Genomic DNA, 20,735 nt, shown 5'->3' with positions numbered 1-20,735 from the left:
CGCCCTCTTTTTATTCATATAGCTAATTGTTAACGCTTGATAATAAAAAGATTATGAGTTAAAAAATACTCATAAAACTCAAATTTCACTGGATTTTAGATGCGTGTTTCTCTAATATGTTTGTGTGATGTTTCGTGGTGTTATCGCAGGTATTTAATTAATTGATAGTGGTTCTCGTTTTATCTATTCAACCAGATTATTGTTGAGCCTCTAATATTTACCACCGATTGCGCTACTATTGCAAATGCTAATATTGGGTAAGTAGGCGTCAACTAAATAGTAAAGCCTCTACTATATTATCACTTAATCTCACTTAAGATGTTGCTTGGCTTAGATCTCATTAAGTAAGTCACTTACAAAATAAGTCACTTTCAAAATAAGTCACTTGCAATAAGTCGTTTTTAACACTGAGTTAAGAAGCCAATTTAGTTGTGCAGTACTGTTTGATATGGTTGAGACAGCTAAATATTTATGTGTGATTGCATATTTAAACCAAAAGTAAAGTATAGATCAGAGCTGAAATCCACTCAATTTTACCAATAGGGTTTAATATATTTTGCCAGCTCCACGATATAGTCAGTACTGCATTCAGGTCTGCTATTACCATCCAGCATATTCATTTTGTAGTGCTTTAATAGCAATACGCAAGTACAAGTAAAGGACAAGCCATGACTGTGAATTTAAATGCCAACCCTTCTGTAAGCAGCGATACGCCTATCCGCACTCAACCATCTATTTTAGAGCATCAAACCTATCTTGCTTCACCGAACGAATTTAAAGACAACTGTGGTTTCGGTCTTGTGGCTCATATAGAGGGCACGCCAAGTCATCACTTGGTTAAAACAGCGATTCATAGTTTGAGTTGCATGACTCACCGTGGGGGTGTTGCTGCTGATGGCAAAACAGGTGATGGCTGTGGTTTACTACTCGCTAAACCAGTAGATTTTTTTAACGCTGTAGCAAATGAGTTAAATATTGAGCTCACTGAAAACTTTGCCGTTGGCATGGTATTCTTAAATCTAGATAATGAGCTAGCGACACATAGTCAAGAGGTTTTAAATCAAGAAATTGCTGCTCAAGGTCTGACAGTTGCTGGCTGGCGAGACGTGCCTGTTGATTTGTCTATCGTTGGTCAAATTGCTCGCGAGTCATTGCCTCAGTTTAAACATGTATTTGTTAATGCTGACAGCGATTTATCTGCTGAAGACTTTAATCGTAAGCTATACGTAGCACGGAAAAAAGCAGAGTTGGCGTTAACTGAAGACCCTCTTTTCTACGTCACTTCCCTAAATTGCCAAACTGTAATTTATAAAGGTTTGGTAATGCCCTCAGACTTGCCAGCTTTTTATAGCGATTTACAAGATACGCGTTTGCATTCACATATTGTGGTATTCCATCAGCGCTTCTCAACCAATACTTTGCCGCGTTGGCCGCTCGCTCAGCCCTTTCGTTATTTAGCGCATAATGGCGAACTCAATACGATCACGGGTAACCGTAATTGGTCGGTAGCACGAACCCCAAAATTAGAGACAGAGAAGTTACCAGAAATTACAAAGCTGCACCCTTTAGTTAACCGTACCGGTTCTGATTCTTCAAGCTTAGATAATATGCTAGAAGTATTAATTTCAGGGGGTATGAGCTTATTCCACGCCATGTCAATTTTAGTCCCACCAGCTTGGCAGAATGTCGATAGTATGGACATGGACCTACGTGCTTTTTATGAGTTTTACTCACAGCATATGGAACCGTGGGATGGTCCAGCAGGTCTGGTCATTCAGGATGGTCGATATGCTGTGTGTATGCTTGACCGCAACGGTTTGCGTCCATCACGTTGGGTAACTACCAAAAATGGTTATATTACAGTTGCCTCAGAGATTGGCGTATGGGACTATGAGCCGAATGATGTGATAGCGAAAGGCCGGGTCGGGCCAGGACAAATGCTTGTTATTGATACCTTAAATGGTGAAGTTCTGGATGATAAAGTGATCGGTAATCGACTAAAAAAGGCGCATCCATATCGCAAATGGTTACGTGAAGAAGCCACACGTGTGCGGGATAGTGAACAAGTTGAAGAAAAGCTGCTTGAACAAGGCGTTCGTGGTGAGCCACTAAAAGCCTTGCAAAAGATGTTTAATATTACCAGTGAAGAGCGTACAGAAATCATTCGCCCGAATGCTGAAAATGGTCAAGAGCCCGTAGGCTCTATGGGTGATGACACGCCTGTAGCGGTGTTGTCTAAACTGGTGCGTAATGTGGCAGACTTCTTCCGTCAGCAGTTTGCTCAGGTAACCAACCCACCCATCGACCCGTTACGCGAATCAATTGTGATGTCATTGCAAACCTGTTTGGGTGCTGAGACAAATATCTTCAAACCAACGCCGCGTGATGCACACCGTATTATTTTATCGTCACCGGTATTATCACCGAGTAAGATGCAACAAATAGAAGGGCTTGAAGATCCTGCTTTTCTAAGTGAGCGCATTGATATTAACTATGATGAGTCGTTAACGCTTGATACGGCGATTAAACAAATATGTGAGCAGGTAGAAAAAGCAGTACTGGATAACAAGACGATTATTATCTTGTCAGATAAAGCCATCGAAAAAGGTAAAATGCCTGCGAATGCCATTATGGTGACTGGTGCCGTACACCATTATCTAATTGAAAAAGGTCTGCGTGCAGATGCCAACTTAATTATTGAGACGGGTATTGCACGTGATTCTCATCAAGTGGCTGTATTGATTGGTTTTGGTGCAACGTGTGTCTATCCGTATCTGGCCTATGATGTTATCTCTGATTTGGTGGCGTCAGGTGAGCTACTAGGTGATCCCCTACAAGCGCGTGCTAACTTTCGCAAGGGTATCGATAAAGGCTTGCTTAAAATCTTATCTAAAATGGGTATCTCGACCATTGTCTCTTATCGCGGAGCGCAGTTGTTTGAAGCGATTGGCTTGTCTGAGGAGGTAGTAGACCTTTGCTTTAAAGGTGTGCAGAGTCGTATTAAAGGGGCAACGTTTACTGATTTAGCCAAAGATCAAGCGCTGCTAGCTAAGAATGCGTTTAGTCGTCGCACACCAATTGATCAAGGCGGCATGCTAAAGTTTGTTTTTAATAAAGAATATCATGCGTTTAATCCTGATGTCATTAATACATTACATAAAGCAGTGCGCACTGGTAATTTCGAAAATTATCGTGCCTATGCGGAACTGGTTAATAAGCGTCCAGTTGCCACACTTCGTGATTTATTGCGTCTAAAAACAAACAACAGTATAGATATTGAAGACGTTGAAAGCATTGATGATATTTTACCACGCTTTGATTCTGCCGGTATGTCATTGGGTGCACTATCTCCAGAAGCCCATGAATCAATTGCTATGGCAATGAATGCCATTGGTGGTCGGTCTAACTCAGGGGAGGGTGGCGAAGATCCCGCACGTTATGGCACTATGCGCAACTCAAAAATTAAACAAGTTGCCTCTGGTCGTTTTGGTGTGACTCCTGCTTATCTACGCTCGGCGGAAGTTATGCAGATTAAAGTTGCACAGGGTGCTAAGCCGGGAGAAGGTGGTCAGCTACCAGGTGGTAAGGTTAACTCTTTGATTGCCCGTTTGCGCTATTCTGTACCGGGCGTTACCTTAATTTCGCCGCCACCACACCACGATATTTATTCTATTGAGGATTTAGCGCAGCTTATTTTTGATTTAAAGCAGGTTAATCCAGAAGCATTAGTATCGGTTAAGCTGGTATCTCGTCCAGGTGTGGGAACGATTGCAACAGGTGTTGCAAAAGCATATGCTGATTTAATTACTATTTCTGGTTATGATGGGGGGACAGCAGCGTCGCCATTATCGTCTATTCATCATGCTGGTTCGCCATGGGAGCTAGGTCTGGCAGAAGCTCAGCAGTCGCTACGTGTGAATGGTCTACGCGATAAAGTGCGTGTACAGACTGATGGTGGTCTTAAAACAGGTTTAGATGTTGTTAAGGCAGCAATATTAGGCGCTGAAAGCTTTGGTTTTGGTACAACACCTATGATTGCGGTAGGCTGTAAGTATTTACGTATTTGTCATTTGAACAACTGCCCAACAGGTGTTGCCACCCAAAAAGCACATTTACGTGATGAACATTTTATTGGCGAAGCTGAGATGTTGATAAACTTTTTTAAGTTTATTGCCACAGAGACTCGAGAGTGGCTCGCGGCGCTTGGCGTACGAAGCATGGAAGAGTTGGTAGGCCGTACAGATTTATTAGAGTTGTTAGAAGGCACTACGGATAAGCAAAAAAATCTTGACCTATCGCCATTGTTGCGCAGCCATCCAGCGACAGAAGGGATGTCGCAAACCTGTCAAGTAGCGCGCAATGAGCCGTTTGATAAAGGCTTGCTTGCTGAGAGGATGGTTGATGACATGATTGTTGCAATTCGCCAAGGCAAAGGCGGTAGCTTTAGTTATCAGGTGGGCAACTGTGATCGTTCGATTGGTGCTCGAATTTCAGGTGAGATTGCTCAAGTTTGGGGTAACCTAGGCATGTCCGATAAACCGATTAATTTGCACCTCTCTGGTACAGCAGGACAAAGCTTAGGGGTGTGGAACGCTGGTGGACTTAATATTGAACTTGAAGGCGATGCTAATGATTATGTTGGTAAAGGTATGGCTGGAGGCGAGATTGTTATTTACCCTCCCAAAGGGTCTACATTTGCCACACAAGAAACAGCCATCATAGGTAACACCTGTCTATACGGTGCAACTGGTGGTAAATTATATGCAGCGGGTACCGCAGGCGAGCGTTTTGCAGTACGTAATTCGGGCGCTCATGCCGTTGTTGAAGGTGTCGGCGACCATTGCTGTGAATACATGACGGGTGGCGTTGTCACAGTGCTAGGCAAAACAGGACTCAACTTCGGTGCAGGCATGACGGGTGGGTTTGCATTTGTTCTAGACTTAGACAATACTTTCTTTGATCGCTGTAATCATGAGTTGATTGACTTGCATCGCATTTCAAGCGAACAGACAGAAGAACATCGTATTTACTTAAAGCATATTATCGAAACATATGTTGAAAAAACGGGCAGTGTTTGGGCTCAGCATATTTTAGCGGATTTTGAACATTATATTCGCAAAGTATTCTTGGTGAAGCCAAAAGCAGCTAATGTCGCCTCTTTGTTAAGAAGTACGACGGCAGACCCGCAGTAATAGATCTACAATAATACAACCCCCAGATTTATAGAAGGTTTTTAATTTGCCAATTTAAGACATTAGCATAAATGAGGATAGCTACTTGATGCCCATAAGTGATAACTATACAAATTGGCTAAGTATCTAACTGTTTATTTGGGTAGTTATATCGACATTGTCAAATCAGCCCAAGCATATTTTGTCCCAAGATTTTCAACCTTGCGGCAGGTATTACGAATAATAGACAAGTGCTAAATGCAGATAAGCTCTCGGCTTGTTTTTACGTAATACCCACTTTAGGAGAAAGATACGTAATGAAGCGCATTCATAATGATTTTCAATTTTTGGACGTACCACGTAGTGATCCGGATAAAAAAGACATGGTCACTCGCTCCACTGAGTTTGTGGAGATTTATACACCCTTTGAACCGAAAGAAGCCTCCGAGCAAGCACACCGCTGCTTAGAATGTGGTAATCCATATTGTGAATGGAAATGTCCAGTTCATAATTATATCCCTAACTGGTTGAAGTTAGCGACTGAGGGACAAATTTTCCAAGCCGCTGAGCTTTGTCATCGTACGAACACACTCCCTGAAGTTTGCGGACGAGTTTGTCCGCAAGATAGACTTTGTGAAGGTGCTTGTACCTTAAATGATGGATTTGGGGCGGTAACTATTGGTAATGTGGAAAAGTACATCAACGACACAGCCTTTGCACTAGGTTGGCGTCCTGACATGAGTGGCGTTGAGTGGACAGATAAAAAAGTAGCGGTTATTGGGGCAGGTCCAGCGGGTCTTGGTTGTGCCGATATTCTGGTTCGTAGCGGTGTCAAGCCAGTAGTGTTTGATAAGCGCCCAGAGATTGGTGGACTGCTAACCTTCGGCATTCCAGAATTCAAAATGGAAAAGGACGTAATGCGCAATCGTCGTGAGGTGTTTGAAGGTATGGGTATAGAGTTTCGGCTTAATACCGAAATTGGTAATGATGTTTCCATTGAAGAGTTGATGGAAGAGTACGATGCTGTTTTTATGGGCATGGGTACTTATACCTATATGCGTGGTGGTTTTGCAGGTGAAGAGCTAGAAGGTGTTTATGATGCACTGGACTACTTAATTGCAAATGTAAACCGTTGTAATAACTGGGAAGAAAATCCTGAAGAGTACATCGATTTAAAAGATAAGAGAGTAGTAGTACTTGGGGGTGGTGATACCGCTATGGACTGTAACCGTACTGCTATTCGCCAAGGAAGTGAAAAAGTAATTTGCGCTTATCGCCGTGATGAAGAGAACATGCCAGGCTCTGTGAAAGAGGTGCAAAACGCCAAAGAAGAAGGGGTTGAGTTTCTATTCAATCGTCAGCCAACAGAGATTATTGGCTTAAATGGTAAGGTTGTTGGTGTTAAAGTTGTGACAACACAGCTTGGTCAGCCGGATAACCGTGGTCGTCGTCGACCTGAGCCTATTCCTAATTCAGAGCAAGTTATTGAGTGTGATGCGGTCATTATGGCATTCGGATTCCGCCCTAGCCCTGCGCAATGGTTTGAAACCATCGATATTGCTATGGATGATTCAGGTAGAGTATTGGCTAAAGAACATCAAGAGTTCAAATTTCAGACACAAAACCCTAAGATTTTTGCAGGAGGCGACATGGTGCGCGGTTCTGACTTGGTGGTTACTGCTATTTGGGAAGGACGTGAAGCTGCAAAAGGTATATTGGATTATCTTGAGGTTTGATATGTAAGTGATTGATTAAAGTCAGCATCTGTTTTTATCTAAAGTCTGTATAAAACTTAATAGGTCTATATGTGAGTTCTATATAGCCCTTACCAGTTTGCTAATTTGTGACTTTTTGATAAAAAACCCTCGTTATTGAGGGTTTTTTATCTTCTAACTATTACTGTCTATTTTTTTAATGCTAATATCTTCTTGCACAAACTATGCTAGAGTCTAGGTATGCTAAAGTATGGTCAAAATAATTCTCAACAGTTACTCCATTAGCTTTTAACTTTTTTTGGTGTACCTGATTTAATCAACAGTGACTATCAGCAGTCCAAATTTTTGAATGTTCAACCAATCCTAATCATTAATGATAATAATTTGTAGTAATTGCAATCCCCGCATCTCGCATATAAATATCTTAAACGTTAATGGGCGGGGCTGACACGCCTAAATTAAATGAGTTATAGAGATTAATACCTTTAAACAAACGTCTAAATTGAATAAATCGAGTGGTATGATGACGAGCAGTACTGACAATGATAACTCTAATCTACCTGATTGGGCTAAGGCTCTTTACACTCTAGCAAACTTATATCATGTTGATAATAAACTGTATCGCAGTGAACAGTTAGAAGCTCATGAAGCGGTATTACTGACCAAATACCAAATAGATGCCGTTATAAATTTGCGTTTTTTTATTCGTAATCATAATGAAAAACGCTTTGCTTCCTTAGCCGAGTTGCAAGCAGTAGAGTTTTATAATTATCCGCTGATGCCTTGGTATGTCTCTTATCAGAGTATTGCTGAAATTTTATATCACATTCGTCAGCTTCAAAATCGTGGTAAATCTGTTTTAGTTCACTGTTTGCATGGTGCTGATCGTACTGGCATTATTATCGCTATGTATCGGATAGTACTGCAAGGTTGGTCGATTAGTCATGCTAAGGAAGAAATGATTCAGGGAAACTTTGGTTACCATGTTATATGGCGAAACCTTGAAAGTATGCTCAATGAATGTGAAGTAGAGAGAGTGCGCCAAGCGTATTATGAGATGTATACAATGCACAAAAAAAATGCTCTCAAATCAAAAGCTAATTGAACGAGAGTATTATGAATGTACAACACTAGATAATGGTATTACCTTTGAATTAGTATGAAATGAATTATTTTGTATTCGAAGTTTTTTTTAGTGATAAGTTCATAAGTTTGGTTTGACTCAATAATTTTAGTTTAAAATTTATAGTATTTAACCATTTAACCAGGGATAAATACTGTTGAATTTGCAGTTATATGAAGCCCAATTTGGTAAGAAACACAAAATCAATATATAAGAGACCATATTATGTCATTAAACAACAAGTTAGAACGACCTAAAACAGGAAAGGAGGCCTTACAGTGGCTTGTTCGTGGCAACACAAGATACGTCGAGAGCCTGACACAAACGGAACAAAAAGTACAAAATCGTCCAGAGCTGGTTAAGGAGCAAAATCCATTTGCTATTATATTAGGATGTTCTGATGCTAGGGTACCTGTTGAGATTGTATTTGATCAAGGTTTAGGAGATTTGTTTGTTATTCGAGTAGCGGGTAATATTGTCGCACCGTCTCAAATTGGCTCAGTTGAATTTGCGGTTGAGAAATTTGGAACCCGTTTGGTGGTGGTTCTTGGTCATTCACATTGCGGAGCGGTCACTGCTTGTGTTGAAGCCCTTATTAATCCTGAGCAAAATTACTCGCCAAATCTACAGTCGATTGTCGATCGTATCCGTCCTAGTGTCTACAACCTACACGAACTTGCGACAGCAACTGGTTTGGATATAGATGCAGATGAGCTCATCAAACGTTCAATTCAAGCTAATACGCGTATGTCAGTCAGTCAGTTAAAGCATGGCTCTCGCTTATTAGAGGATATGAGTAAATCAGGTGACCTGTTAATTGTCGGTGCAGAGTACGATTTGGAAACAGGTAAAGTTGAGTTTCTAAGCACCTAATATTTTTTAAATGACGAGCGTTAATAAGGATTATATTATGACAGCTGAATACACTAATCAACCTGAAAACTCCATCAATCTTGATGGTGTCATGCCTATTGCTGCAAGCACTCAAGGCTTTGTATTTAATCATACGATGTTACGGGTAAAAGACCCTAAAGCTTCGCTTGCTTTTTATACTGGCATATTAGGTATGACGCTATTGAACGTCAAAAAGTTTCCTGAAATGAGCTTTGACCTATATTTCTTAGCTAAACTAACAGAGGATGAGCGCGATAATTTACCTGCTGATGAAGAGTTAGCGATGTATGTATTTCGTCAGCGCGGTATTCTCGAGCTTACCCATAATTATGGCACGGAAGATAAAACTGATTTTAGCTATCATGATGGTAATAGTGACCCACAAGGGTTTGGTCATATATGTTTTAGCGTGCCAGATTTACCACAAGCTATAGAGTGGTTTGATCAAAATAACGTCGAGTTTAAGAAGCGTCCTGAAGAAGGCAGTATGAAAAACATTGCCTTCATTAAAGATGTGGATGGTTATTGGATTGAAATTGTACAAGCAAATTTAATGGGCTAGGGCTGACTTCGTTTATATTTAATTGAAAACTTCAACCTATCAAAATCATCCTAGCGCATAAAATGGGTATACCCTTTAAAGCTTTAAGTTATAAGAATTTGATTCAGTAAATGTTTATTATGAAGAGTATGCCAAAAGTATGTTCGCATAGCCGCTGATAAGGAGTGATATGCCAGTAGTATCAGAGCAAGTTAGTGATAAAATAGAGCAATATCAGGGTATTGCCTCCGCCGCTAATGGCATGTTATCTGATTTCTTAGATAGAGTGCCTTATTTAGTAGTTGCGACGATTGTTTTGATTATGTTTTGGTTATTGTCTATAGCTTTTAAAAAAACTGTAACTAAAATACTCTCTAAAAATCGCTCGCATCGAAACTTGGTAAAAGTATTTCAGCGTATGGGCGGTGCGATTATCTTGTTTGTGGGCTTCATGATAGCCATGGTTATTGCTATACCAGGATTTACACCAGCCAAATTAGTTGGGGCATTAGGTATTGGCTCAGTGGCTATTGGTTTTGCATTTAAAGATATATTTCAAAACCTATTATCAGGAATTTTATTATTATTATCCGAGCCTTTTCGTATTGGTGATCAAATTATTTCGGGCGAATACGAGGGTACTGTTGAAGATATTAAGGTGAGAGCTACTACAATTCGTACGTATGATGGTAGACAAGTTGTTATTCCCAACTCTCAGCTATATACCAGTGCTTTGACAGTAAATACAGCATATAAACGTCGACGCTTGGAAATAACGGTAGGCATTGGTTATGACGATGATATACGCACAGCAAAGCAGGTTATATTGGAAGCGTTAGAGAACACTAAGTCAGTATCAAAACTTGCTGAACCCTCTGTCATTGCCAGTGGGTTTGGAGAGTCAAGTATCGATTTAACAGTAAGATGGTTTATAGATAACGGCACACAAGCAAATAAAGTAGAGTCTATTCATGAGGCCATTGTAGAAATTAAAGACCATCTCGATAATGCTAATATAAACATTCCGTTCCCTATTCGTACGCTAGATTTTAGTAATGGTTCAGCACAAATATTGGCTGAAAAGGTGTTAAAAAATGGATATAGCCGCAATACGTGAAATACGTAATATAAGTCATTTTTAGGCACTTATTGGCATGGTAGGCTTTAGGTAAGCGGTAGTTCTATAATGTTACGCTATTAAATATAGGCGCTTGCGGGCTAATATAAATTCTATTCTATATAGTGATAGCGGCTTTATATTTTATCTGGTTTTTCTAAACCTGTAATCGAGGTTAACAGGGTAATATTGAGTATTAATTTGGCTTGAATGATTAAACCTATGTCAAAAAGCCCTGAGTCAAATGAATCAGGGCTTTTCTTATAATGTTATTAAATTAATGTGATAACAACTAAATATAGTCTAAAAACTTTTTACTTAGATCGCTATTTACTTTTTTACTTACTCTATCTTTTACTTCTCTTCGGGAACTTTAAACTCTTCATGACAGGACTTGCATGCATCACCCACTGGGCCAAATGCAGGCATAATATCTTCTAGTGATGTTGCAGATTGTGCCGCCGTGTTAAGTTCAGCAGAGAGCTGTTGGAACTCTTCAGCCTTTGCTTTAAAGCCTTCAGCATTAGACCAAACCGCTTCGGTTGCCTCTCCTTTGTCATTTGGATCGCTATAATGTACCCATGGGCTTGCTGCATCCTCCGCTAAGAATTTAGCATTTTCTTGAAATACAGCTAAATCAAATGTGTCAGGCGCTTTGACCATGCCACCCATCAGTCCCATAGCGTCCTTCCAATTTTTCATAATATCTTGGCGTGCTTTAACGGCTTCACTTTCAGAACCCATACCGCCGCTGCAAGCGGTTAACGTCATACCAATCGGTAATAATGTGGCTAGCAATAACGATTTTAATTGCATGGCTATATCCTTAATAGGTTGATAGTTCTAAGTATTAGATATTAATAAATGATATACCTTATTGTATAATAACAAAGGTTAAGAATAAAGATTAAGGATTAGTGTATTTGTCGTGTTATCTTTTTACACTAGAATAAATCACAGGATATAATTTTCATTACTATTATTTTAAAAGCGCCAATATGCATTGCGCCACAACATAAAAGGAGGGCGCCTGATAAATTAATATAAATAGGGTTTCATTAAATAGTCTACAGGAGTTAGTAGCTTACAAAGCCTATCATCGCATATCTAGCCAATTTCTAGGCTTTAAGTAAAAGTCAGTCAATTCATATTCAGGTGTGCCTTTATTTGGCTCATAGCAATATTGCCAGCCTGCTAATGGTGGCATACTGACTAATATTGATTCGATCCGTCCATTACTCTGTAGGCCAAATAAGGTGCCTCGGTCATAGACTAGATTGTATTCCACATAGCGCCCACGGCGATAGAGTTGAAATTGTCGTTGCGCTTCGGTAAAGGGGTATTTTTTACGTTTTTCAAATATCGGAATAATGCCTTCAAGATAGCCTTTACCGACCGCTTGCATAAATTCAAAGCAGGTTTCAAAATCCCAGCCACGGCTATCAAAGTTAACATCATCGTAGAACAAGCCGCCAATGCCTCGTTGCTCGTCTCGATGGCGTAGATAGAAGTATTCATCACACCATTGCTTAAAGTTATCATAAACCGTCTCACCAAATGGCGCACATAAATCATGACATACCTGATGCCAATGCACACAGTCTTCTAGAACAGGGTAAAATGGAGTCAAATCAAAACCACCACCAAACCACCAGATGGGCTCTTCCCCTTCTTTTTCAGCGACAAACAAGCGCACATTAGCATGGCTAGTTGGGACATGAGGATTACAAGGGTGTACGACTAAAGAGACGCCCATAGCCTGAGCAGAGCGACCTGCTATATCAGGATGGCGTGACGTAGCAGAGGCGGGTAAATTGTTTACTTGAATATGACTGAACATGACACCTGCTTTTTCAATCACTTGACCATCTGCCAGTACACATGAACGACCACCACCGCCTTCAGGTCGTTCCCAGTCATCTGCTATAAAAGTAGTTGAACCACCACCGTCAGCTTCTTGAGCTTCTAAAGCGAAACATATATTGGCTTGTAGTGAGATCAAAAAGTCTCGCACTTTTTGAAGGTTATCAGCGATTGGTATTGATGCGGTAAGATCATCATTTTCAGATGGTAACGTCATAGTCTTCTCGCTTTAAAATAGTTTTCAATATCTAATTTTCTATATCTAAATAGTGTTATTACTCAAGACAGTAATGATTAATCCTCAGCGGGCTTAAAAGCCATATTAGTCGCTTCTTCAGAGAAATAATGCCCCATACGGTCGCGTTTAGTATTTAGATATTTGGCATTTAATGGGTTTAGCCCAACAATCAATGGGATTCGTTCAACCACTTCAAATCCTAAGCTTTCTATATAGCTAATCTTATTAGGGTTATTCGTCAACAAGCGAAGTTTTGCAATACCCACATAATCCAACATTGGCTTGCACATCTCGTATGTGCGCCCATCGGCAGGTAAGCCCAGCATAAGATTAGCATCTAAGGTGTCATGACCTTGGTCTTGTAAGGCATAAGCACGAATTTTATTAGCGAGCCCAATACCACGCCCTTCTTGACGCAGATATAAAATTGCGCCATAGCCCTCAGCCTGTATTAACTGCATGGTGGCATTTAGCTGTGGTCCACAGTCACATCGTAAAGAAGAGAAAGCATCACCTGTTAAACATTCAGAATGAATTCGTACTAAGGGCACTTTGGTATTATCATCTGTAGCCAAAGGTAAGCCGCATGTTAGCATGGTATGTTCTTGACCTTGTTCATTCTCGAAAACATATATATCAAATATACCATGTACCGTAGGTAGTTTGGCTTTACTGATAAAGCGGTAGGGCGACTGTTCTGATGGAGGTATAGATTGATGTGACATGACAAACCTAAATAAACATAGTCGTGAATAAGTGTGATATTTGTATTTGTATTAACGTCTATATAGGGACGAGGTAGCGTTTTTACCACGACTTGAGCGTAAAACACATAAAATTCACAGATGTGTATTGATGAATAAAGCGTTAAATGAAAAAAAATGCTATTATGCCATACTCTTAGTCTTGATACAGTGTTTGCCATAGTCGATTACTACCAAAACACTGCATAACTGCATTTTTTAATATGACACATTGTCAGGGTTAAGAAGTTCAAATACAAAGGCTTACTCTAAATTTTGATGCGAAAAGGCTGGTATTATCTTATTGATTTATTTGATAAGTTCTATCCGCTAAGTAGTATGCTACTCGTGCAGACGATGCATGAGTACTTCGTTTATTTAGAAACTTAATTTGTGTCCCATTTGTAGTAAGCGTACTTATTTTATTAGCAATAAATATTCATTCACTTATGCTCCACCTTTTTAGCATTTACTACTGGGTGTCGCTATTTTAAGATTGGTAGGTTCTGTAAGGTTTATGCATCAGTCATCCATCCCAACTAAGCCCGAGTCTGCAATCTCGCAACAGCATCATTCTGCGTCTAAAACCCGCAGCACCGGCTCGTTACCTAATGAGCCCGTAGTTGATAAGTCAACAATGCGTATGTTTACTGACATACCGTCTGTGCGACCAACTACTCCGCTATTAGATAAAATTGATTCTCCAACTGATTTAAAATCACTTAGTCAAGACGAGCTTTGCGTATTAGCGGATGAGCTACGCGAGTTTTTACTATATTCTGCTGGTCAAAGTGGCGGACATTTTGGCGCTAACTTGGGCGTGGTTGAATTGACCATTGCGTTACATTACTTATTAGACACCCCTATCGATAAGCTAGTGTGGGATGTCGGTCATCAAGCATATGCACATAAAGTGCTGACGGGTCGAAGAGACAGTTTACCCACCATTCGTTCCCGCAGTGGTTTAACAGCATTCCCTGAACGTGCAGAGTCTAAATACGATACCTTTGGTGTGGGACATTCATCGACAGCTATATCTGCTGGGCTTGGTATGAGTTTAGCAATTCGCCATTTAGGTTCAGATGCCAAGGTTGCTTGTGTGGTTGGCGATGGAGCTATGACGGGAGGTATGGCCTTCGAAGCCATGAATGACGCTGTGCAACAAAATGCTGATCTCTTGGTGGTTCTAAATGACAACGACATGTCAATTTCTTGCTCTATTGGCGGATTTTCAAGGCATCTTGCCATGTTATGGGAGTCTGGCTATCAGGTGGATATAACGCCTAATGGCAAACCAAAGTTAACCCATCGTCCTGATATACCATTAGCCAATCGTCGATCACGACACAGTGAAACGCGTGACATTCCGCAAGTTGCAGACAATCTTTTTAAAGCCATTGGCTTTACCTACTTTGGCCCATTTGATGGCCATGATCTGCCTGAGCTATTGCGTGTACTTGAGCGGGCAAAACAAGTCTCTGGACCAGTATTGGTTCATGTTTATACCACTAAAGGTAAAGGTTATGTGCCTGCGGAGAGCGACCCCGTTGGTTATCATGCCATTGGCAAGTTGCCTGTTGATTCGGATAATACCGCGACAGCTCAATCCTCAGCGCCTGTTAAACTAAAATATTCGCAAGTTTTTGGCGAATTTATTTGTGATAAGGCCGAGAGTGATAGTAATTTAATGGCCATTACCCCGGCGATGGAAGAAGGCTCAGGTATGACTGAGTTTGCTATGCAATATCCTAACCAGTTTTATGATGTGGCAATTGCAGAACAACATGCGGTAACCCTTGCTGGCGGAATGGCGACCCTAGGTGTCAAGCCAGTGGTTGCTATTTACTCAACTTTTTTACAGCGCGGCTATGATCAGCTTATTCACGATGTGGCATTGCAGGATTTAGATGTTATGTTTGCGATAGACCGAGCTGGTCTAGTCGGCGAAGATGGTGCTACCCATGCTGGGGTATTTGATTTAGCTTATATGCGCTGTGTGCCAAACCTAGTCATCGCTACGCCTAAAGATGAAAATGAATGCTATCAGTTATTGAATACTTGTTATGAATATAAAGGGGTTACTGCTGTTCGTTATCCGCGCGGTACAGGGGTTGGTGCACCAATTATTAAGCCAGCACAAATCTTAGATATTGGCAAGGCTGTAGTCGAGTCTGTTTGTAAGACTGGAGAGAGTCTTAACGTTAGCAAAATAGCCTTACTGGCTTTTGGTCCCATAGTCAATACAGTAGAAAGTGCTGCAAATGATCTGATTCAAATTCAATCTCAAAAATCTAATAACTTACCTGACTTTCAGTTCAGCATTGTTAACATGCGCTGGGTAAAACCCCTTGATACCAGCATGATTGATGAGTTAATCCATCAAGGTTATACACAGATTGTCACATTTGAGGAGCATGTTGTTATGGGCGGTGCAGGCAGTGCAGTCAATGAATATGTACTAAATAGCTTACATAACAAGACTAATATACGCATTAAAAATATTGGAATACCCGATAAATTTATCGCTCACGGCAGTCATGATGAACAACTGGCGGAGTGTAGTTTAGATAAAGAGGGCATTATTACTCAATTAAAGACATTCATCGCTGCTCAATAATTATTTATTTTGTAGCTAATAGTTTATTTAAGCAGGTGCAAAAGTTATTTTTTGAATCATATTTAACATTAATCTGGGCGTTTTTATAGTTTGAATACTTCGTGAATTTTCGTTTTATTCAATACTTAATATATACCAAAGACTTTATAGGTAAATTATGGAACCAATGGTTGTTATCGCAGCACGTGCTGCTGAAAAAGTAGGCGCAGAACTCCTTAAAGCACATCAAAATCGTCATAAGATTGAGTTAGATGTTGAATCTAAAGGGCTGGAAGGGTTAGTAACCAAGATTGATCGCTTTAGTGAAGAGCTGACGATTGAGACTTTAAAATTTAACTACCCTAACCACTCATTCTTGGGTGAGGAGTTTGGTCTGCATGAAGGTCAGGGTAGTGATGCCGAGTGGTGCTGGGTAATTGATCCATTAGATGGTACGCATAACTTTGTGCATGGTGTGCCACATTTTTGTATTTCAATTGCAGTACAGCATAACGGCGTTACCGAACATGGTGTGATTTATGATCCCATCCGTGACGAGATGTTCTCAGCGAGCCGGGGTAAAGGTGCAAGGCTTAACAATCACCGTATGCAAGTTAGCCAACGTAAAACTATTGAAGGCGGTCTGTTTACCACAGGTCATCCAATAGAACGTCAAGAAGGCGACAAAGTTGTGTCTTATGCGAAAGAACATTTCTTTAGCCTACAAAAAATAGCTGAAGAAGGTGGTCAAGTTCGTCGTCTCGGTTCAGCGGCGCTAGACTTAGCCTATGTAGCAGCGGGGCGCTTTGATGGTTATTTTGAGATGAAATTAAAGCCTTGGGACATAGCAGCCGGCGAGTTATTAGTGACTGAAGCACGCGGCGTTGTGGTGGATCACAAAGGTGCGCATAATGCTATGGAAACAGGCTCAATCTTCGCGTGTAACGTTAAGCTGTTAAAGCCATTAATGAAGATGGTTGTGCCGACTTGGGGCAATGCGGTTAGAGGTTAAATATCTTATCCCTAACTTAAAAATATGCCAGTAAGCCAGCCATTTAATTTAGTTATTTAATAAGCCGAAACCTATTTAAGAAGCCAGTAAGATAACCTTACTGGCTTGTTTTATTGATGAGCATGTATTTATATAAAGAGCAGGTTTGGTATTCAGAGAGTAGACTTAATCTTTTATATACTCTAAAACCTCATTAAATAGTGGTTTTAATTTATCTGAACCAGTTAATGATAAATGTAGCTTGTCGTGATAGTAAGCATGACCTTGCTTATCCCTAAGCTCACATTGATTTTCATCACATAATAAAGGCCATGGATCAAAAACTTTAATCCCATTTGCAATGAGCTGATTCTTTTGCGAGCGAGCTTGGTCATAGTTTTCAGGTGTGAAATTGAGGCTATAGTTCTCTTTGTTTTGATAGACAAGTTTAGGTACAGGCTCTTCGAAATATGGAGTAGAAGAAATCCAAACAACATTGAAACCTGCGTCGATTAATTTTTCATTTAATTGACGTTCAAAAACCCCGTCAACATTAGGGCTCCAAAAGTGTAAGATAATCGTTTTTATATTTAGCTTCTTCGTCTCATTAATGATCTTATCAGTACTTAGACCCCCTGTTCCTGCCTCATTCGACGCGGTAGTATATATTCTAAAATTATGCTTTTCTGCAACTTCAGCTAATCTGAATTTAAGTGAATCAGCTGTGCTGTCGCCAAGTAATAGGATGGGTTCAGCAGAGCCGTCAAGGCCAGACGTAATCTCACAAGCAAACTTGCCCTCGACATTAAGATTATCTAACTCTCTTGCAATGCGCCCACATCTAAAAGGGTCTTTATCTTCGTATGATGCCATAATGTTTAACTCCATATCAGAGTGCTTTATTTTTGCTAAGGGAGTCGAAAGCATGGCTAATAGGATAGTACCTGTCACAGTAATTGCTATAGTTTTGAATTGCACGTTCCAGCGATTTTTGTCAAATATGATATATAAAAGGGACGAGAAGATAGCGATTAATACAATAATGAAAAATGTGTCACTCATACCGTTAGGTTTGAGAGTAGTCCCACTTAAAGGTTCGTATAGAAAAAGAACAATAACTGGAAAGTGAGCCAGATAAATTGAATAAGACCAATCTCCTAACTTAGCAAGCAATCGCCCCACACGACTGTTCATCATTGAGCTTGGTAATCCATACGCTAATATCAACACTGTCATAATGGTAGTTAGCAGTGTGACAAGCCCTGGATGTCCTAGTATGACACTATAGTTTTTAATATTAATGGGGTAAAAGAGAACTAAAAACGTTAAAACAACTAATGATATGAGACCTATTAACGGTTTTTTATTTAAAATAGTGCCTTTGTTAGAGAATATATAAGCAACAAAAGCCCCTGCTAAGAACTGCCATACTCTAAAAGGGGTTAGAAAAAAAGACGTTTTGGTATTCATCACTAGAGAAATAGCAACGGCACTTAATAAAGAGCCAATAAGTATCAATGGAATAGACCACTTACTTTTAGAGTAGAGCCAAAAAAGAAACGGGACAATGATATAAAACTGTATTTCAACGCCTAAACTCCATAAGTGAAGCAAAGGATTAAAAAATTTGGGGCTAAAGTAGGAGCTTTGAGTCCAAAAACCGATATTAGAGGAAAATACTGAAGCCCATAAGCTCTGTGTGACTACCTGCGAGTGATCCGCAGCAAGTGTTATTAGGGCTGATGCGACAAGAGTAAAAACGATGGTTGCAAAATATGCTGGAAGTAGTCGGCTTGCACGGCGCTTATAAAAATGAGCGACTTGACCTTTTTGATATAGAATAGCCATTAAAAAGCCGCTGATCACAAAAAAGATATCAACACCTAAAAAACCATTGCGGAACAAGCTGAATTCGAGATGGTATAAAACCACCACTAAAACTGCGATTCCTCGCATTATTTGGATATCAATTCTATGTTGCACAGCCACCTCTCATACTTACCTCTCATAATAGGCGTCACGTTATGGTTTAAGAGTATATAGTTAAAGTAATGCTAAAAGGTTACTTTGTTAGTCTTGCTAGCTTTACAACCGTACTCTCTTCACTCGGTTGCCTTGTAACCATTTTGACTACTTCAGCTATAATCAGGCAGGATGAAAAGCTTAAGGAAGACAATAGAGTTGGTAGGATATATTAGTAACAATATCGTATTGCAAAAGCGAAGTGTAAAAGATGGATGGCGTTAATAGATAAACCAGTGGTACCTATCAAATTTTACTTGGTATTTTTTAACTAAACACTACCGTCTTATTACCGGACACAATCACTCGGTTTTGTACATGCCAATTCACTGCCCGTGCCAATACATTACGCTCGACATCTCGGCCAATTGCACGCAGTTCAGTGACCCCTTGACGGTGGGTGACTCGGTGTACATCTTGCTCGATAATAGGGCCTTGGTCTAAATCAGCGGTCACATAATGAGCCGTGGCTCCAATCAGTTTTACCCCTTTATCAAAGGCCTGTCGATAGGGATCAGCACCAACGAACGCTGGTAAAAAAGAGTGATGGATATTGATAATCTTCATCGGCCAGCGATTGACAAAGTCTTCCGACAAAATCTGCATATAGCGGGCTAGCACCAACAAATCATTACCCGCCATAATGTGATTAATTTCCGCCTCAGCGTCTGCTCTATTGTCTTTATTAACTTTGACATGATGAAACGGGATGCCAAAGTTTTCAACTGCCTGACGTAAGTCATTGTGGTTACTCACCACGCAAGTAATATCACAGTCTAATAATCCACGTTGATGACGCCACAATAAGTCGAGTAGGGCATGGTCGAATTTGGAAACGAGGATACCGACTTTTGTTTTAATCGCATTGTTATGCAAGCGCCAATCCATGTCATAGCGTTTGGCTACGGTATGATCAAAGCTGGCTTCAAAGTTATCAATAATCTCAGCCAAGCCGGCCAATGCAAACTCCAGACGCATAAAGTATTGACCGCCTTCATGAGCCGTAGAGTATTGATCTAGAGTAATGATGTTTGCCCCATAGCGATGTATAAATTCTGATACAGCTTGCACTATACCCGCTTTATCTCGGCATTTAATGAGTAGGGTAGCGGTGTCGGTTTTAACAGCATTCACAGGATTTGAGGGCGTATTTGTCATACTTTGGGTTGATTGTGGGTTCTTTGACATAATAACCTTAGTTTCTAATAACCTTAATGGCGATTTGACTGTAACTGAAATTACGCATGACTAGATATGATTGCAACTGTTTATTATTTATGACTCGTCTGAGGGTAATTACAGTTGATTCATAAATAATAAACAGTCGCTTCCAAGGCTGTGAAATCTTATTTCTGCGTAAGTTCAGGTAATAATGTCACTCATTTTATATTAAAAATGAGTTAGAGACAGTAAAAACATCTTATAGTCATAGGCAACTAAATGAGATACAAGGCAACCGAGCGCAAGTACTACTCTAGTAGGCTTAGTGAGGGTAACGCTGTAGCTCTTTAGTTTGCCTACGACTATAGTTAAGGGAATGAAACCTGTATGTGTAACGCATAAAAAAAGCCAGCAACCCTAAACAGGTTACTGACTTCTTAAAATATTTGGTCGGAACGGCAGGATTTGAACCTGCGACCACTACACCCCCAGTGTAGTGCGCTACCAGACTGCGCTACGCCCCGATGGATTGACTATTTTACGGATTATTAGGAATATTG

Annotated in this window: 13 protein-coding genes and 1 tRNA gene; 8 read left to right on the top strand and 6 right to left on the bottom strand. The window is 40.3% G+C overall.

From position 1 onward, the window contains the following. The first annotated feature begins 668 nt into the window (after positions 1–668). The 6 genes from gltB (at position 669) to AC2SLN_RS09030 (ending at position 10,561) form a co-directional block, all read left to right on the top strand. Positions 669–5,192 carry a glutamate synthase large subunit gene (gene gltB / locus AC2SLN_RS09055; RefSeq protein ID WP_486548178.1) on the top strand — a complete coding sequence of 1,508 codons (4,524 nt, stop codon included), beginning with the start codon at positions 669–671 and terminating at the stop codon, positions 5,190–5,192. Between the two features lie 296 nt (positions 5,193–5,488). After that, positions 5,489–6,907 (top strand): glutamate synthase small subunit GltD family protein, encoded by a 1,419-nt coding sequence (locus AC2SLN_RS09050; protein WP_486548179.1) that lies wholly within the window; start codon positions 5,489–5,491, stop codon positions 6,905–6,907. Between the two features lie 499 nt (positions 6,908–7,406). Beyond that, positions 7,407–7,991: a dual specificity protein phosphatase family protein gene (locus AC2SLN_RS09045; RefSeq protein ID WP_486548180.1), complete on the top strand. Its 585-nt coding sequence runs from the start codon at positions 7,407–7,409 to the stop codon at positions 7,989–7,991. Between the two features lie 243 nt (positions 7,992–8,234). Then, the gene (locus AC2SLN_RS09040; RefSeq protein ID WP_486531004.1) at positions 8,235–8,882 is read left to right on the top strand and encodes a carbonic anhydrase; all 648 of its coding nucleotides are present in this window, start codon (positions 8,235–8,237) and stop codon (positions 8,880–8,882) included. A 37-nt stretch (positions 8,883–8,919) separates the two neighbouring features. Then, entirely contained in the window at positions 8,920–9,465 is a 546-nt protein-coding gene (gloA, locus tag AC2SLN_RS09035; RefSeq protein WP_486548181.1) for a lactoylglutathione lyase, read from the top strand. 169 nt (positions 9,466–9,634) lie between these two features. Then, a complete protein-coding gene (locus AC2SLN_RS09030) occupies positions 9,635–10,561 on the top strand; it encodes a mechanosensitive ion channel family protein (RefSeq protein ID WP_486548182.1) in 927 nt (308 codons plus the stop codon). 354 nt (positions 10,562–10,915) lie between these two features. Here the strand turns inward: AC2SLN_RS09030 and AC2SLN_RS09025 are convergent, their stop codons facing one another. The 3 genes from AC2SLN_RS09025 to ribA form a co-directional block, all read right to left on the bottom strand. Continuing rightward, on the bottom strand, positions 10,916–11,377 hold the full coding sequence (locus AC2SLN_RS09025) for a c-type cytochrome (protein ID WP_486531007.1): 462 nt from the start codon (positions 11,375–11,377) through the stop codon (positions 10,916–10,918). 280 nt (positions 11,378–11,657) lie between these two features. Then, positions 11,658–12,641 carry an oxygen-dependent coproporphyrinogen oxidase gene (gene hemF / locus AC2SLN_RS09020; RefSeq protein ID WP_486548183.1) on the bottom strand — a complete coding sequence of 328 codons (984 nt, stop codon included), beginning with the start codon at positions 12,639–12,641 and terminating at the stop codon, positions 11,658–11,660. Positions 12,642–12,718: 77 nt separating this feature from the next. Beyond that, the gene (gene ribA, locus AC2SLN_RS09015) at positions 12,719–13,387 is read right to left on the bottom strand and encodes a GTP cyclohydrolase II (protein ID WP_486548184.1); all 669 of its coding nucleotides are present in this window, start codon (positions 13,385–13,387) and stop codon (positions 12,719–12,721) included. 535 nt (positions 13,388–13,922) lie between these two features. On the opposite strand from ribA, the gene dxs reads away from it, so the two are divergent. Both dxs and AC2SLN_RS09005 read left to right on the top strand, forming a co-directional pair. Continuing rightward, on the top strand, positions 13,923–16,022 hold the full coding sequence (dxs, locus tag AC2SLN_RS09010; RefSeq protein WP_486548185.1) for a 1-deoxy-D-xylulose-5-phosphate synthase: 2,100 nt from the start codon (positions 13,923–13,925) through the stop codon (positions 16,020–16,022). A 157-nt stretch (positions 16,023–16,179) separates the two neighbouring features. After that, positions 16,180–17,013, top strand: coding sequence for an inositol monophosphatase family protein (locus AC2SLN_RS09005; RefSeq protein ID WP_486548186.1), 834 nt, complete (start codon positions 16,180–16,182; stop codon positions 17,011–17,013). A 165-nt stretch (positions 17,014–17,178) separates the two neighbouring features. Here AC2SLN_RS09005 and AC2SLN_RS09000 read toward each other — a convergent pair whose 3' ends face one another. From AC2SLN_RS09000 to AC2SLN_RS08990, 3 genes are all read right to left on the bottom strand, one after another. Further along, positions 17,179–18,975, bottom strand: a complete 1,797-nt coding sequence (locus AC2SLN_RS09000) for an acyltransferase family protein (protein ID WP_486548187.1) — start codon at positions 18,973–18,975, stop codon at positions 17,179–17,181. A 306-nt stretch (positions 18,976–19,281) separates the two neighbouring features. Next, positions 19,282–20,172 carry a formyltetrahydrofolate deformylase gene (gene purU / locus AC2SLN_RS08995; RefSeq protein WP_486548325.1) on the bottom strand — a complete coding sequence of 297 codons (891 nt, stop codon included), beginning with the start codon at positions 20,170–20,172 and terminating at the stop codon, positions 19,282–19,284. A gap of 450 nt (positions 20,173–20,622) precedes the next feature. Continuing rightward, positions 20,623–20,699, bottom strand: a tRNA-Pro gene (locus tag AC2SLN_RS08990). Positions 20,700–20,735: the final 36 nt, after the last annotated feature.

The organism is Psychrobacter sp. CX90, from assembly GCF_057396305.2.
This window is presented reverse-complemented; position numbering and strand designations above follow the sequence as displayed.